At 46.8% G+C, this 14,714-nt stretch carries 15 protein-coding genes and 1 pseudogene; 8 read left to right on the forward strand and 8 right to left on the reverse strand.

Features of this window, described 5'->3' with window-relative positions:
• Positions 1-3 precede the first annotated feature (3 nt).
• Together PG915_RS12580 and bolA are read right to left on the reverse strand one after the other, a co-directional pair.
• Positions 4-1,344, reverse strand: coding sequence for a Na(+)-translocating NADH-quinone reductase subunit A (locus tag PG915_RS12580; RefSeq protein WP_353496822.1), 1,341 nt, complete (start codon positions 1,342-1,344; stop codon positions 4-6).
• 519 nt (positions 1,345-1,863) lie between these two features.
• On the reverse strand, positions 1,864-2,172 hold the full coding sequence (bolA, locus tag PG915_RS12585; RefSeq protein WP_353496823.1) for a transcriptional regulator BolA: 309 nt from the start codon (positions 2,170-2,172) through the stop codon (positions 1,864-1,866).
• A gap of 154 nt (positions 2,173-2,326) precedes the next feature.
• Between bolA and PG915_RS12590 the strand changes: the two genes are divergently transcribed.
• The 4 genes from PG915_RS12590 (at position 2,327) to PG915_RS12605 (ending at position 6,161) form a co-directional block, all read left to right on the forward strand.
• Positions 2,327-3,463, forward strand: coding sequence for a methyltransferase (locus tag PG915_RS12590; RefSeq protein WP_353496824.1), 1,137 nt, complete (start codon positions 2,327-2,329; stop codon positions 3,461-3,463).
• A gap of 113 nt (positions 3,464-3,576) precedes the next feature.
• Positions 3,577-4,146: a YajG family lipoprotein gene (locus PG915_RS12595; RefSeq protein ID WP_353496825.1), complete on the forward strand. Its 570-nt coding sequence runs from the start codon at positions 3,577-3,579 to the stop codon at positions 4,144-4,146.
• Positions 4,146-4,694 carry a peptidylprolyl isomerase gene (locus tag PG915_RS12600; RefSeq protein ID WP_353496826.1) on the forward strand — a complete coding sequence of 183 codons (549 nt, stop codon included), beginning with the start codon at positions 4,146-4,148 and terminating at the stop codon, positions 4,692-4,694. Before PG915_RS12595 ends, PG915_RS12600 begins: the two co-directional genes overlap by 1 nt.
• A gap of 93 nt (positions 4,695-4,787) precedes the next feature.
• Positions 4,788-6,161 (forward strand): AmpG family muropeptide MFS transporter, encoded by a 1,374-nt coding sequence (locus PG915_RS12605; RefSeq protein ID WP_353498723.1) that lies wholly within the window; start codon positions 4,788-4,790, stop codon positions 6,159-6,161.
• A gap of 72 nt (positions 6,162-6,233) precedes the next feature.
• Here the strand turns inward: PG915_RS12605 and PG915_RS12610 are convergent, their stop codons facing one another.
• From PG915_RS12610 to PG915_RS12620, 3 genes are all read right to left on the reverse strand, one after another.
• Positions 6,234-6,914: a ChrR family anti-sigma-E factor gene (locus tag PG915_RS12610; RefSeq protein ID WP_353496827.1), complete on the reverse strand. Its 681-nt coding sequence runs from the start codon at positions 6,912-6,914 to the stop codon at positions 6,234-6,236.
• A 1-nt stretch (position 6,915) separates the two neighbouring features.
• A complete protein-coding gene (locus tag PG915_RS12615) occupies positions 6,916-7,494 on the reverse strand; it encodes an RNA polymerase sigma factor (protein WP_353496828.1) in 579 nt (192 codons plus the stop codon).
• Positions 7,495-7,585: 91 nt separating this feature from the next.
• Positions 7,586-8,182 (reverse strand): LON peptidase substrate-binding domain-containing protein, encoded by a 597-nt coding sequence (locus PG915_RS12620; RefSeq protein WP_353496829.1) that lies wholly within the window; start codon positions 8,180-8,182, stop codon positions 7,586-7,588.
• Between the two features lie 300 nt (positions 8,183-8,482).
• On the opposite strand from PG915_RS12620, the gene PG915_RS12625 reads away from it, so the two are divergent.
• The 4 genes from PG915_RS12625 to csdA all read left to right on the forward strand — a co-directional run bounded on the left by PG915_RS12625 (position 8,483) and on the right by csdA (position 12,087).
• Complete coding sequence (locus PG915_RS12625) at positions 8,483-9,268, forward strand: outer membrane protein OmpK (protein ID WP_353496830.1); 786 nt, start codon at positions 8,483-8,485, stop codon at positions 9,266-9,268.
• Between the two features lie 135 nt (positions 9,269-9,403).
• Positions 9,404-10,297, forward strand: a complete 894-nt coding sequence (locus PG915_RS12630) for a 2-dehydropantoate 2-reductase (protein WP_353496831.1) — start codon at positions 9,404-9,406, stop codon at positions 10,295-10,297.
• On the forward strand, positions 10,290-10,895 hold the full coding sequence (locus tag PG915_RS12635) for a DJ-1 family glyoxalase III (protein ID WP_353496832.1): 606 nt from the start codon (positions 10,290-10,292) through the stop codon (positions 10,893-10,895). Before PG915_RS12630 ends, PG915_RS12635 begins: the two co-directional genes overlap by 8 nt.
• Positions 10,888-12,087: a cysteine desulfurase CsdA gene (gene csdA / locus PG915_RS12640; RefSeq protein WP_353496833.1), complete on the forward strand. Its 1,200-nt coding sequence runs from the start codon at positions 10,888-10,890 to the stop codon at positions 12,085-12,087. The genes PG915_RS12635 and csdA overlap by 8 nt, the downstream gene beginning before the upstream one ends.
• Positions 12,088-12,165: 78 nt before the next feature.
• On the opposite strand, the gene PG915_RS12645 is transcribed toward csdA, so the two are convergent.
• The 3 genes and pseudogenes from PG915_RS12645 to mltA form a co-directional block, all read right to left on the reverse strand.
• The gene (locus PG915_RS12645) at positions 12,166-12,597 is read right to left on the reverse strand and encodes a SufE family protein (protein ID WP_353496834.1); all 432 of its coding nucleotides are present in this window, start codon (positions 12,595-12,597) and stop codon (positions 12,166-12,168) included.
• Positions 12,598-12,609: 12 nt separating this feature from the next.
• Positions 12,610-13,422: a tRNA cyclic N6-threonylcarbamoyladenosine(37) synthase TcdA gene (gene tcdA, locus PG915_RS12650; protein WP_353496835.1), complete on the reverse strand. Its 813-nt coding sequence runs from the start codon at positions 13,420-13,422 to the stop codon at positions 12,610-12,612.
• 196 nt (positions 13,423-13,618) lie between these two features.
• A pseudogene (gene mltA, locus PG915_RS12655) lies at positions 13,619-14,710 on the reverse strand (murein transglycosylase A); the annotation flags it as partial.
• Positions 14,711-14,714 lie beyond the last annotated feature (4 nt).

The following is a 14,714-nucleotide window of genomic DNA, read 5'->3' on the forward strand; positions in this document are numbered from 1 at the left end:
GGATTACCCTTCCTTCTCAATCTTGTCTAGGCACTCACGTAGGAGTAGACCGTATTCGTACTTACCTGGACAAACAAAGGTGCATAGCGCCATATCTTCTTCATCCAGTTCAAGAGCACCAAGACGCTGAGCGCTGTCTAGGTCACCTGCACATAGATCACGAAGTAATAACGTAGGCTCCATATCTAGAGGCATTACTTTTTCGTAGTTGCCGATTGGAACCATTGCACGATCACTACCATTGGTTGTGGTTGTCATGTTGAACAACTGACCTTTGAATAGGTGACCAAGGAATGATTTGGTGATTGAGAACTTGTTCTTACCAGGCGTTGCCCAGCCAAATAGTTCCTTCTCACGACCTTCACGAAGTACAGACACTTGCTGGTGGTAACGACCTAGATAGGCGTGTGGACCAGTAGCATGAGTACCAGAAAGCACAGAACCAGAAATGATTCGAACTTCACCAGGCATCAACTCGTTATCTGTTACATCTTCTAGGCTAGCGCCAATCTGAGTTCTAACCAAACGAGGGTTATTGACTACAGGGCCAGCTAGAGACACAACGCGATCCGTATACAATTCACCTGTAGTGAAAAGCTTACCGAATGCAATCACATCTTGATAATTGATGCTCCAAGCAACGTTGTTCGCGCCGACTGGATATAGGAAATGCATGTGAGTGCCTACTAGGCCTGCTGGATGCGGACCATTGAAGACATGCTCTTCGACATTGGATTGAGTTGAGCGAGGAAGACTAGTGCCTGATTTGCAGACATACACTTTACCGTCTGTCAGTTTCGACAGTAGGTCAAGACCTGCAACAAACGCGTCTTTTTGCTCGTTGATAATCAATTCAGGCTCTGCTGCTAGTGGATTCGTATCCATAGCAGTCACGAAAATCGCTTGAGTCGTAGAATCGATCGCCGGAACCTTGCTGAACGGACGAGTACGCAACGCAGTCCACATACCAGACTCAACCAATTGAGTTTTGATCACGTCGCGATCAAGACCCGCTAGTTGGTCAGCTGTGTAGCTATCGAAAGTAACTTGCTCGTCGCCTGCCACTTCAATCACAACGGATTGTAGGACACGCTTCGCGCCACGGTTAACTTCAATAACCTTACCGCTTGCTGGAGAAGTAAACTTAACGCCTGGGTTCTTTTTGTCTTCAAAAACAACCTGACCTTTTTTCACTTCATCACCAACGCGAACATGCATCGTTGGACGCATACCCACGTACTCTTCGCCAAGCAAGGCGACTTTAGTGATGGACTTACCATCATTAATCACCTGGGAAGGAGTTCCTGCGATAGGAAGATCCAAACCCTTCTTTATTGTAATCATACGCACTTGCACTACTTTTATCGGGAAAAAGATTCTTTTAAATTGCGTAACATTTAGACACGACATTGAGTGTCTGGCTCTGGCTTCTTTTTTGGCCAAAGCAGCAACATCACTTTAACAATCTCGTCATGGGATCGATGCGAGATTTTTCTGGAGCGGTAGTTTAGCATCTTTTACAAAGGGTATGCCACGACCAATCCCAGCAATAGCCGCTTTATTTGGAAACTTTTGCTACATCTGGGGTTGCGAATATGTGTAACTTTGACCAAACGCACAAACTGCTATTAATGCTTTTAAAAATAAGCAATTGGCTTTTTCACAATCTGAAACATTCACCATCATCAAAATCACATAACATTATATGTTGATACGCTGTTAATTATTTACCCCCAAAGAGGTAGGCAAAGTCGCGACTTTACCAGAACAAATTGACGGTGATTATCAGTAAACCCTTACCTTGTTGCTAAACTGTGTCCTAAGTATCTATTGTTGGTACCGCATCACTAAACAGGTATGCCGTTACTTACCGCTACCAGCACAATTTGGACTAGCGGGGGCAAGTTGGTTCTCTTCGTTCCACTCTTCAGGAGTGTAGGTGTGAATCGCTAAGGCATGCACCGAACCTGCGAGCTCTTCGGCAAGCACAGTATTGACCTTACGATGCCGAGTAATAAGACGCTCGCTAGAAAAATCTTCACTGACGATAATGACCTTAAAGTGACTTTCTGAGCCTGGCGGGACATTATGCGTGTGACTTTCATTGCGAACATCGAGATGTGTTGGATGGAAAGCTTGATGGAGCTTGTGCTCGATAGATTGTTGAATCATCTTACTTCCTTGGGCTGAAACCGACATTTATTTTTATATTGTCGGTAAAGTATATACTTTACTTAATCAATAATCTTCCCTTAAATCACATTCTGCTTGGCTTAGTTGAGAGGATTTTGTCAAAATACAACCATTGTCACCAATTCAAGAAATTATGAAAACTGAACTGAACCTACTTGAGCGCAGCTACTCGCTTTTTCGCTACCCAAAACTTGCCAATGAGCAGCTCCAAGCATGGGATGCGGGTGACGAGTATCTGATTCAACACGTTGAAGAGCTCGCTTTGCCCAAGTCATCGAATATTCTGATCCTCAACGATAACTTTGGAGCCCTTAGCTGTTGGTTTAGTAAAGAGCATAAGGTGACTACCGTCACGGATTCTTTTGTTTCCCTGCAAGGTATCAAAAGCAACTTGTCGGCCAACCAACTCAGTGGAGTGACCCTTCTCAATTCTACGGATGCATGGCCAAGTGACATCGACCTCGTGCTGATGCAAATCCCACGCAATAATCGCTACTTAACTTGGCAGTTAGACCAACTTGCCCAAAAGTACGCAGGCCGCTGCCAGCTAATTGCGGTGAATAAAGCGAAAGAGATCCACTCCTCAACACTGAAACTGTTTGAGAAGTTTGCAGGCTCCACCACGACCTCGCTGGCGTGGAAAAAACACCGCCTAGTGTTTACTGAGCTATCTCGTGCTGCACAAAAACCCGCTGTGGAGGCCTATACGACTTGGCCGGTTGAAGGACACGAGCTAACTCTTGCGAACTTACCCAATGTTTACTCCGGTGAAAGCTTGGATTTGGGCGCTCGCTTCATGTTAGAACATCTATCCAAACTCGATGCGGACAATAAAGATGTCGTCGACCTTGGCTGTGGCAATGGCGTTTTATCGATAAAACTCAAGCAGCTTTCCCCAACCGCTCGCATTACTGCGGTCGATGAGAGTTTTATGGCATCAGCCTCGGCAAAACATAACTTTAAACTTAATCAGTTAGACGACGCTCAATGCAAGTTCATCACGAACAATTGCTTGGATGGCTTTGAAGCGGCCTCACAAGATCGTGTCATCTGCAACCCACCCTTCCATCAACAGCAAGCCGTCACCGATCACATCGCTTGGCAAATGTTCTGTGATGCAAAGCATGTTCTTCGCCCTAAAGGCGAATTAATGGTTATCGGCAATCGTCACCTAGGCTACGATAAAAAACTGACGCGTCTCTTTGGCAAGCACAATGTTAAGCTTGTCGCCTCCAATGCCAAATTTGTTATTTTACAGGCAACTAAGTAAAGATTGAGTCATAGTTGTCTCTAGGCAACGTGCATAAAAATAAGAATTCGCTATGATGCCAGCCATCGCTCGGTTTGGCTTCAATAGTATTAGAGTGTGAAAAGGAATCATTAATGAAAAAGCTCGTTTTAGCGGCTTCCGTCGTACTGCTTGCTGCATGTGCAAGCCCTCAACAAGAACAAGTCAATTTTGCGCCTAAAGCGACAACTAGTGCCGCTAAAGTCGTCGAAAACAAATCGATGTCACTCTCTAGTAAAGACGTACGAACAGCTCAATACGTCGCACTGCTCGACAATGGCCGCTCTAACATTACGCCAGTACATACTCGTCAAAATCTTCGTATCGGCATTGAAAATGCGCTAGTGAATCAATTTTCATCGCAGGGCTACCAAGTCACCGTCAACAGCGAAAATGCGCTTCAAGTTGAAGTGCAGGAGGCATTAGTCTCGGTTAAACATACCGTGATGGAAAATGACATGACTGCAAATGTTGTGCTCGAAGTTACCGCCGAGAATGCCAAAGGTAAGCTGGTAAAAACTTACACGGGTACGGCGAAGCGCTCAGGCCTTATGAGCGCATCTAACGACGATATCGAAACCGTACTGAACGACACTGTTAACTTGGTACTCAAAGAGATCGCTAACGACAAAGAGCTGCAAGACTACATGAAGGAGCGTTTCTAATGCTAAAAACGGCTATTGCTACCCTAGCGCTTGTTGCAACGAGCGTATTCGCTGGCCCTAAAGTTGCCGTGGATACCAACTTAGGCCGCTTTGTGGTTGAACTTAATCAAGAAAAAGCGCCGGTAAGCGTTGAGAACTTTCTAAAGTACGTGGATGACGGCAGCTACGTTAACAGCCAGTTCCACCGTGTGATCCCAGGCTTTATGGCACAAGGCGGTGGCTTTGCTAAAGACTTTAAACGTCTACCAACCTATGCGCCTATTGAAAATGAAGCATCAAACGGCTTGGATAACGATGCAGCAACCATTGCAATGGCGCGTACCCGCGATCCAAACTCAGCGACGCGCCAGTTCTTTATCAACTTCATTGACAATGATTTCCTCAACTACAGCGTGACTAACCCTGGCTATGCCGTATTCGGTAAGGTTGTTGAAGGTTTTGACGTAGTACAAAAAATGGGGCAAAAACCAACTCGCAGCACCCGCGGAATGAGCGATGTGCCACTCGATCCCATCATTATCACTAAAATGGAAAAAATCAGCGATTAACACCAAAAAGAGAGAGGTTCGCCTCTCTTTGCTTGTTATGCGTATCCATTCCTTTTCGCTGCACTCGCAAGGAGCACACCTGTGGAACAACAAATGAATTGGCTTGATACGGTCAAAAGTTACTGGGATAAAAGGCTACTTTGGGTCTTTATGATGGGGTGCTCAAGCGGCTTCCCATGGGTTTTGATTGGATCGAATATGTCTGGCTGGCTAAAAGATGCTGGACTCACTCGCGCTGCTATCGGTTACTTTGGTTCTGTGTTTGCGGTTTATGCCATCAACTTTCTTTGGGCACCTTTGGTCGACAGGGTAAAGCTTCCTATTCTGCATAGTACACTTGGTCAGCGCCGCAGCTGGATTTTCCTTTGCCAGAGCTTTATTTTGGTCGGGACACTGTTTATTGCAGGCGTAAACCCAGCGAACAACCTGATGTTTACATCTATGTTGGCACTGTGCATCGCCATTTCATCAGCGACGCAAGACATTGCGATTGATGCTTATCGTATCGATACTTTTCCAAAATCAGAGTCCAATAAACTACCACAAGCTTCTGCAATGGCTGTTATCGGTTGGTGGACGGGTTACTCATTACCTGGCTACTTAGCGTTTGTTAATGCTGACTCTATGGGATGGAATGGCGTTTACTATGGCATGGCAGGCATCGTTGTCATCCTTATGCTGTTTACTCTATTCGTTAGTGAACCTAAAACTGATCGCGAAGCACTGCAAGCACAAGCCGAAGCTCGTCACAACAAAGTGGTCGGCAGTCGCTTTACCAGCTGGATTTCCGTCACGGTCGTAGAGCCATTTTTGGACTTCTTTCGTCGCAATGGCGTTCAAGTTGCGATCACCTTACTGCTGTTCGTGTTCTTGTTTAAGATTGGGGAAGCCTTCTTAGGGCGCATGTCGATTACCTTCTACAAAGAAATTGGCTTTAGTAACGAGCAAATTGGCTACTACTCTAAGCTTATTGGTTGGGGGGCGACCATCGTCTTTACACTACTAGGCAGTATGGTCAACGTTCGCTTTGGCATTGTAAAAGGATTGATGATCGGCGGCATTGCAATGAGTGCCAGTAATCTGATGTTTGCATGGATAGCAAAAGTTGGACCAAACGAAACTTTGTTCTTAGCTACAATCATTGTTGATAACTTCACAACGGCATTTTCGACCGTAGCATTTGTTTCCTTCCTGACCATCCTTACCGGCCAAGCATTTTCTGCTACTCAGTACGCGCTACTCGCGTCTCTGGGTAACTTCGGTAGGACCACATTGGCATCGTTCAGCGGTGAAATGGTAGACGCCCTCAATGACTGGAGCTTGTTCTTTATTATTACATCGCTGATGGTGATCCCTAGCCTTATCATGCTGTATTCACTACGTCATTATTTTAATGACCTACTTGAAAAAGCGAGACATAGAGACGAGAGCCCAGCATCTAAAGAGCAAGAAAACCTGTCTCAGTAGCACTGCCATTACAACGAAAAAGGCTCGCATCAGTGCGAGCCTTTCATTTGGTTGAAGCTTTCATATCAAGCTCTAAGGATACATCCCTTTTCCGAAGCGGTTAAAGACTCTCGCCACCCCTTGGGTGAAAATCATAGGCTCGGTCAGAACTGACAAACACAAACAATCTTGTCCGGATGCTGTCTGAGGCGCGTGCTTGGTGTCGCCGTCTTCGCGAATGAAATCGCCTTCGTGATATTCACCATTCTCGTCACTGAAACTGCCATGGAGAACCAGAGTCGACTCAAAACCTTTGTGCGTATGTTGAGGTACTTGTACGCCTTCAGTGATATACAACAAACTCACTCTGCAGTCTTCGTCAATCTCAATGTTTGAGGTAAACACTTTACCGCCATAACTCTTCCACTCTCCCATTCGCTCTACGAAAGGTTTGAGCGTTGCAGGCACCTTAAACGACTTGCCATTCACCTCAACGGTTGCTGCCGTCCTAACCTTCGGTTTACTAAAGTCGGCATCTAACGTCATGATGTCGTTCATCATGGTATCGAACACTAGAGCGAGCTCAGAATCAGAGATGGCGCCCTCAGTACCGCTGGCGACCAAATCCTCAGCAGCCTCTTCCTCGTACTTAGCCACCAATTGACGGCAGTGAGAGCATGTTTCTAAATGCGTAGCGACGGCAGCTCCATGAGCGGAATCGATCTCCCCAGTCGCGTAGCACTTCAAAACTTGTTTATCTGGGTGGTAACTCATATTACTCCGCCTCCATTGAATGTCTTAATTTTTCTACAGCTAATCTGAGACGGGACTTAACAGTCCCCAGCGGGATATCGAACATATCGGCCACTTGCTGGTGAGGAAGCTCCTCTAAGTACACAGCTCTGACAACCTCTCTTTGTGCTTTTGGCAAATCCTCCAAAAAATTCAAAATTTGCTCTTTTAAACGATCAGTCTCAGGCGAATAATGCTCAACAAAATCTGGCGGACAATAATCTGTTGGCCAGATATCGTCAGCATGCACGTGCAACTCTCTACCCTTCTGTTTGCGAAGCATGTCGTAACACAAGTTTCGTGCGATGGTGTAAATCCAAGTCGACAGCGAGCTCTTACTACCGTCAAAAAGGTGTGCTTTCTGCCAAACCGTAGCCATTGCCTCTTGAACCATTTCGATCGCTACTTGCTCGTTGCCCATGTGCTTGTAAGTGAACTGCTTGAGGCGAGGAGAGAAGTAACTGAACACAGTGGCAAAGGCGCGCTTATCGCGCTGTTTTACCTTCTCCATACACTCTGCCCACTCTTGCTTGGTGAGCGCCTCTGGACTCTCTACTATCATGCTTATGTCCCTAAAGTTGATATCGCAACATTACTGCCTTACCAGATCATAATACGCTATGTTAAACGAATTGGATCACTAATTAGTCAGCTCAGTGCCGCGTTTCCTCTTGAATATCCCCCGACTTGAACGCTTCGGTGAGAAAATTGACCGCGGTACTGCAATCAGGTTGCGTCACTAAATGTTCGAAGTGGTTGCACTCCAGCGGCAAGACTTCAAGCCATCGCTGACTGACCCAAGCAGCGTCATCAAAAAAACGATGAAGATATAAGTCGCCAATTTGAGGGAATTTCTTATAGACGTCTTGCAAGCGTTCTCCGAGAATTTGGTTCTCATCGCTGAGCTCTTCTGTAGCCCACCCTTCTAACCAATTTACCGAGGCAAATCTAAGGCCGTCGTCATATGCCCCCACGTCGGTCACCCGAAACTTCTTGATACCGGATACCGTAATTCCCAACATACCGTCGTCAAGCGTTTCAAAATCGACAATGCTAACGAATGTCCCGATCTCCGAGACATTCTTTGGAATGGTGCTTGAGTCTCCACTTATAAGACAGACACCAAAGCCTGTTTCGTTCTTGAGGCATTCGGTGACCATTCTTTTGTAGCGAGGCTCAAATATCCTCAGCCTCATTTTTCCTTCTGGCAAAACCACTGAGCGCAGTGGAAAAAGCATAATCTGTGACATGATTGTTCCCTTTGTTACTACATCAGTGTTTACGCCTGTAATTAAAATACGATCAGCACCACATTGTTAACAAGTGCAATTGAATGTTAACTTCCAGCCAAAAAAAATTGATCGATTTGTGTACGTTTTATAGAAGTTCCCTTAATCCTTTTTGTTTTGTGATAGGTATCACAAACTTTAGTAAACGTTTGCGGTGTTGCACATTTACTTTGGGATATAAATCGCTATCATGCCCACCCATCGGATGAGTTCGCACGGACAGCGGCCAATTTACAGTACAACTTGAAGAGTTTTCACACTATGCGTAAATCACTTTTAGCTCTTGGCGTTGTTGCAGCAGTTGCTGCAGTGCCAGCATCTGCAGAATATCTATACGGTTTTGGTGGTGTTTACCTTGATCACCAGAGCTGGGATCACGGTCCAAACGCAATCCAAGATGGCCAAGACGGCAAAGGTCGTAACCAATTCGTACTAGGTATCGAAGGTGGTGCAGGTTTCACTTGGGGTGAGCTATATGGTTTCTACGACCGCGAGAGCGTAGAGAAAAGCTCTTCTGAGCAGAAAAACTCGATGAAAGGTACTGCGCACGTTTACCTAGGTGACTCTGGCGTTTCTCTATACGGTCAGGTTTACCACCACGATAACCCTAACCAAAGCGAAACTAACCGCGTTCTTGGTCTTGGTTACACAGCGCTTAAAGGCGATAACTGGTTCTTCAAACCATGGGTTGGTGTTCACGACATCACGTCTTGGGATTCTTTCTCACCAAACCAACGCGTTAACGGTAGCAACGGTTACATGGCTGGTTGGACCGCACGCTACGGCTTCGAAGCATTTGGTCAAAACTTCTCATTCGTTAACTGGAACGAGATCGAGTTCGATCGCAACGACGAATACGCTCAAAACCAAGGCGGTAAAAACGGCCTAAACGGTGCGTTGCTATTCAACTGGCACGCAACTGAGCACCTAACTGCTGCTATTCAATACCGTTACTTCAACAACAAACTTGGTGTTTACGGTTCATCAGGTAGCAACCAGCAACATTACGGTGACGCTATCATCTACCGTATGCAGTACAACTTCTAATTCTCAGAATGTTAGAAGTTCGAAAAAATGGCGCTCTCGCGCCATTTTTTGTATCTAAAATTCGCGCACTAAGCTTTCGACCAACTTAGCTAACTTTGCTATCCTTCTCGCTTCATTCACTACCCGTAGATAATTGTGAACATTACCATTCTAGGCCCTGGTGCCGTTGGTTCCTTATACGCTTACAAACTTCATCTCGCTGGTCATTCTATTTCTCTTTGGGGACGTACTTCATCTAGCAAAATCGAGGTAACTCTCGATGATGGGGAAAGCATTGCGTTCAACAATCAAAGCCTTGAAGATTTGGAACGATGTGACCTGTTGGTTGTGACTGTAAAAGCGTGGCAAGTGAAAAGCGCGCTACTGCCGCTCCTGACTCATCTTCACCCAGACGCTATCATTCTGTTTTTGCACAATGGAATGGGAACCGTTGATAGCCTATCGGAGCAGCTAGCACATCGGCCTGTGCTGCTGGGTACGAGCACACACGGTGCTCTCAAGGTAAACAGCTCTACCGTCCACCATACAGGTATCGGACAAACACTCATCGGCGCATGGAACAAAAAAGGTCAGCAGTGCGAATTTGTCGCCGAGGTCTTTGATCATGGTTTCTCTCCGGCACAGTGGCACAGCATTATCCAACAAGCGTTATGGACTAAGCTGGTAATCAACTGCGCAATCAACCCGTTGACCGCCATCCTCGACTGTCGCAATGGTCAACTGGCAAACCATGAGTATCGAGAGCAACTATTTAGTATCGTAAAAGAAGCGGTTACTTGCGCAAGGTTCGATGGGGTCGAGTTAGATGCACCGGTTTTACTCGACACCGTAGTGAATGTGGCTAAATCTACGGCACAAAACTACTCGTCTATGCACCAAGACATTTATAATAAAAGGCAAAGTGAAATCGATTTTATCAACGGTTACGTGGTCAATATTGCTACTAAACACCATGTCGATATACCGAATAACTTATCCCTGTATCAAAAAATTAAGCAAATAGAAGCAAGCTGGAGCCAGCATGACTAAAAAGGTACTTGTCCCTATCGCCCCAGGCACGGAAGAAATGGAAGCCATTACCATCATAGATATTATGGTGAGAGCAGGTTTTGACGTCACCGTGGCGAGCGCTGACTTCGATGGCGCATTGACGATGAAAGCCTCCCGTGGGGTAACCTTAACGGCCGATTGTAAATTGGTAGATATTGCAGACGACGAGTTCGACGTTATCGCACTGCCTGGCGGTGTCGGTGGTTCGGAAGTATTCCGTGATAGCACACTATTGGTAGAGATGGTTCGCCAACACAAATACGATGGCAAACTCTTGGCAGCCATTTGCGCAGCGCCTGCTCTTGTGTTACAGCATCATCAGCTATATCCAGATGCCCTAATGACTTGCCACCCAAGTTTTAAGTCTCATATCTCTGAAAATCGTTGGCGCGATAAGCGCGTCACCATGGATATCAACCACAACCTAATCACCAGCCAAGGACCAGGTACTGCGCTTGAATTTGCCATCGAGATCATCATTGCACTCTGCGGTAAAGAAAAAGCATGGGAAGTGGCTGAACCTATGGTTACCAACCCAACTCTGCACTACCACAAGATGGGAAAGTACGATGACTGATTTGCAAGCAATTCGTGACCAGTTCCCAGCGATTGATGGCGAGACAGTTTATCTAGACAGCGCGGCGACGACACAAAAGCCGCAAGCGGTGATCGATTGCATTACCAACTACTATCGCAATCAAAACGCCAACGTCCATCGTGGTACCCACTCGCTGACTGCACTGGCGACATCGCGTTTTGAAGCGGCACGTGAAACGGTCGCGCGTTTTATTAACGCCAGCAGCGAGAAAGAGATCATCTGGACAAGGGGAGCGACCGAGGCGCTTAACCTCATCGCTCAAACTTACGCTCGTAATCAATTACAGCCAGGTGACGAGATCTTGGTCTCTGAAATGGAGCACCACGCTAACATCGTTCCGTGGCAAATTGTCGCCGAGCAAACCGGTGCCAAAGTGGTCAAGGTACCAATGGGTCAAGGTTGTCAGTTTGACCTCAATGTATTCCGAACATTGGTAAGCAGCCAAACTAAAATCGTCGCCGTGGCTCAAGTCACCAATGTGACTGGAACCGTGCTGCCACTCAACGACATCATCGCCATTACTCGCACCAATAGCCAAGCCATCGTAGTAGTCGATGGCGCGCAAGGCGTGGTACATCAACCGACTGACGTTCAAGCGCTGGATGCCGATTTCTACGTCTTTTCGGGACATAAACTCTATGCACCTGCAGGTATTGGCGTGCTGTATGGAAAACTCGCTCTGCTCGAAGCAATGCCACCCTGGCATGGCGGCGGAAAAATGGTCGAGAAGGTCTCGTTTGAGGGGACAACATTTAGTGAGTTGCCAGGTAAGTTTGAAGCTGGAACACCCAATGTTGCCGGCGCTTTGGCGCTTGCCTGCTCTATTGAATGGCTAAGTCAATACAGCCATACCGATCTTGAAAAGCACATCTGTGCGCTACAAAAACGCGCCTACGACGCCCTTAACCAACTCGATGATATTCAAATCATCGGCTATCAGCCTGGTGCTAGCGTCATCACCTTTGTCATGGATGGCGTGCATCATCAAGATTTGGCCACGCTACTCGACCAGCAAAATGTAGCCGTACGGGCTGGACACCACTGCGCTCATCCGCTTATGGACGCGCTAGGCGTGAAAGGTACCGTGCGAGCCTCGTTCGCAATCTACAACTCTGAGCAAGATGTTGACCGCTTTATTGCGGCGGTAGAAAAAGCCGTTGATATGCTTTAAACGCAAAAGGCCACTGGTAGGAATGCCCGCCAATGGCCTTTTTATAATCACTGCATTCGATGCGGCTGCTAAACGCTGTTAGAGTGTGCGCTGCGCCTGTTCGCGAATTGTATTCACGATGGCCTTGAGGCCATTCCCGCGTGAAGGGCTAAGGTGGTTGATGAGGTTCAACTGCTCGAAATAGCCTTCGAGATCGAACTCAACGATTTGCTGTGAGGTTTTGCCATTGAAGGCGGCCAACACAATCGCAATCAAACCACGAACGATACGTGCATCAGAATCCGCTTTAATTACCCAAGCCTCATCAACCTGTTCAAGCACTAGCCACACTGAACTTTCACAGCCCGCCACCAGCACTTGCTCTTGTTTATCAGCGTCATCCATGATGGGTAATTTCTTACCCCACTGAATGACTTGGCGGTAACGATCTTCCCAGCCTTTCAACTGAGTCATCGTATCGACAATTTGCTGCGCTTGGATTTCACTGCCAAATGGATAGCTATTACTCATCTCGACTGCCTATTACTTCGCTGCGTACTTTTGCAGAATTTTTTCAACAATGCGCGATACCGCGACAAAACCAAATGTCGCAGTCACAACCGTTGCCGCGCCAAAACCGCTGGCACAATCCATACGTTTTGGACCTTCTGCTGTGGATTTCACGCCACACACGCTACCGTCCGCTTGAGGGTATTTAAGCTGCTCGGTCGAGAACACACAATCGATACCAAACTTACGAGCCGGGTTCTTAGTGAAGTTATGATGACGACGCAAGGTATCTTTAAGCTTTTTAGCTAGCGGATCTTGAATCGTCTTGGTCAAATCCGCCACCATGATTTGCGTTGGGTCAACCTGACCGCCCGCACCGCCGGTCGTGATGACCTTAATTTTGTTACTGCGGCAATAGGCCAGTAATGCAGCTTTCGGCTTGATGCTATCAATCGCATCCAGCACGTAATCAAAATTTTTGCTGATGTACTCGGCTACATTGTCTGGAGTAATAAAGTCATCCACCAGATTCACTTTGCACTCAGGGTTAATGAGCTTAACGCGCTCTGCCATCACTTCGATTTTACTTTGACCTACGGTACCCGACATCGCATGGATTTGACGGTTAATGTTAGTCACGCAAACGTCATCCATATCTATGAGTGTTAATTCACCCACGCCGGTTCTCGCTAGCGCTTCTACTGCCCACGATCCCACACCACCAATGCCGACCACACACACGTGAGCTGCACGTAAAATGTCGACCTCACTATGACCATAAAGTCGGCGTGTGCCACCAAAACGTTGGTTGTAGCTGTCAGAGGCAAGTTGGTTCAATTCGCGCATGGGTTACCTTGCATTGTCCAAGTAAAAAAGAAGAGTGCGATTTATACGCACTCTTACTAAAAAGGTCAACTCTGTCGGCGAAGCAGCCGCTAATTGCAATGGCCTATTTGCTTTTGCTATCCGCTTCGGTATCAGGCTTGTCTTGCGAAGAGGTAGAAGATTTAGCCGACGCTTCAGGCAGGTTTGCTGGAGTGGTCTTCTCTCCTGGCATCAACCAAGGGTCTGCCGTTGTCGAGTTTTCTAAACCCAATTTCCACACGCGGCCAAAATGCTTGTAGTGACCAGCTTGAGTGCCGGCAAACTCGCCCATACCATGATAGAGATCGAAGTGGTTACCCTTCACTGCGCCACCAGTATCGAGCACGATTAGCAGTCTTAACTCATGTGCACCACTCCAAGTACCATCGGCGTTAAGCAGTGGCACTTCCGCCAGTATCGGAGTCCCCATTGGAAATGCAGAGCGATCGCCCGCAACCGATGCCATCGGTAATAGTGGAATACCTGCAGTACCTCTTACTGGCGCTGCGTTTTGAGGCTGGAAGAATACAAACGATGGGTTTTCCTCTAACAATGCCTGAACCGTTTTCTCATCTTGTGCCATCACCCAATCTTTGATCGCTTTGAGTGACATTTTCTCTTTTGGCACTTCACCGCGTTCTATCAACACACGGCCAATACTCACGTACGCTTTATTGTTTTTTCCTGCGTAGGCAAAATACTCTAAGGTGTCGTCATCTTCAAAGTGAACGAAGCCACTGCCTTGCACTTCCATAATAAATGGATCGATGAGGTTTTCGGCATAACCTAGTTCAAGTCCCTGGCCATTGAGTGCACCGCCATAAATTTCTGCGCGAGTTGGACATTCTTGCTGACAATCTGGCATCGAGTACACCGGATAGCGGAACTTCTCATCCGGCTCGTGACGAAGCTCCATTACAGGTGAGAAATAGCCAGTGAAAAGTACATTACCTTTGTTATCACCGCCGCCAAGTTGCGCCGCTTGAACTCCGTAATTTGCCAACTGTTTAGGATCACCACTTTGAACAGCCCATACTTCTAGCTGTTCGTATAATGGTTGATAGGTTTTCGCCATAGATGGCGAGGCAGTGACCACCTCATTCGCTTGGGCAGCAAATGTATGAAAGTTGCGAGGTTTGTTGGATTCAATTTGCTCTGTTTTATTTAGTAGGCTAGTGAAATCACCATCGTGTTTCTGCTGAGCGCGATCGCTTTGCGCGCAGCCAAACACCAATAAAACAGAAGCAAGAGGCAATATACGTTTGATCAAGTTA

Origin of the sequence: Vibrio sp. CB1-14, from assembly GCF_040412085.2 — a bacterium.
Lineage (GTDB): Bacteria > Pseudomonadota > Gammaproteobacteria > Enterobacterales > Vibrionaceae > Vibrio > Vibrio chaetopteri.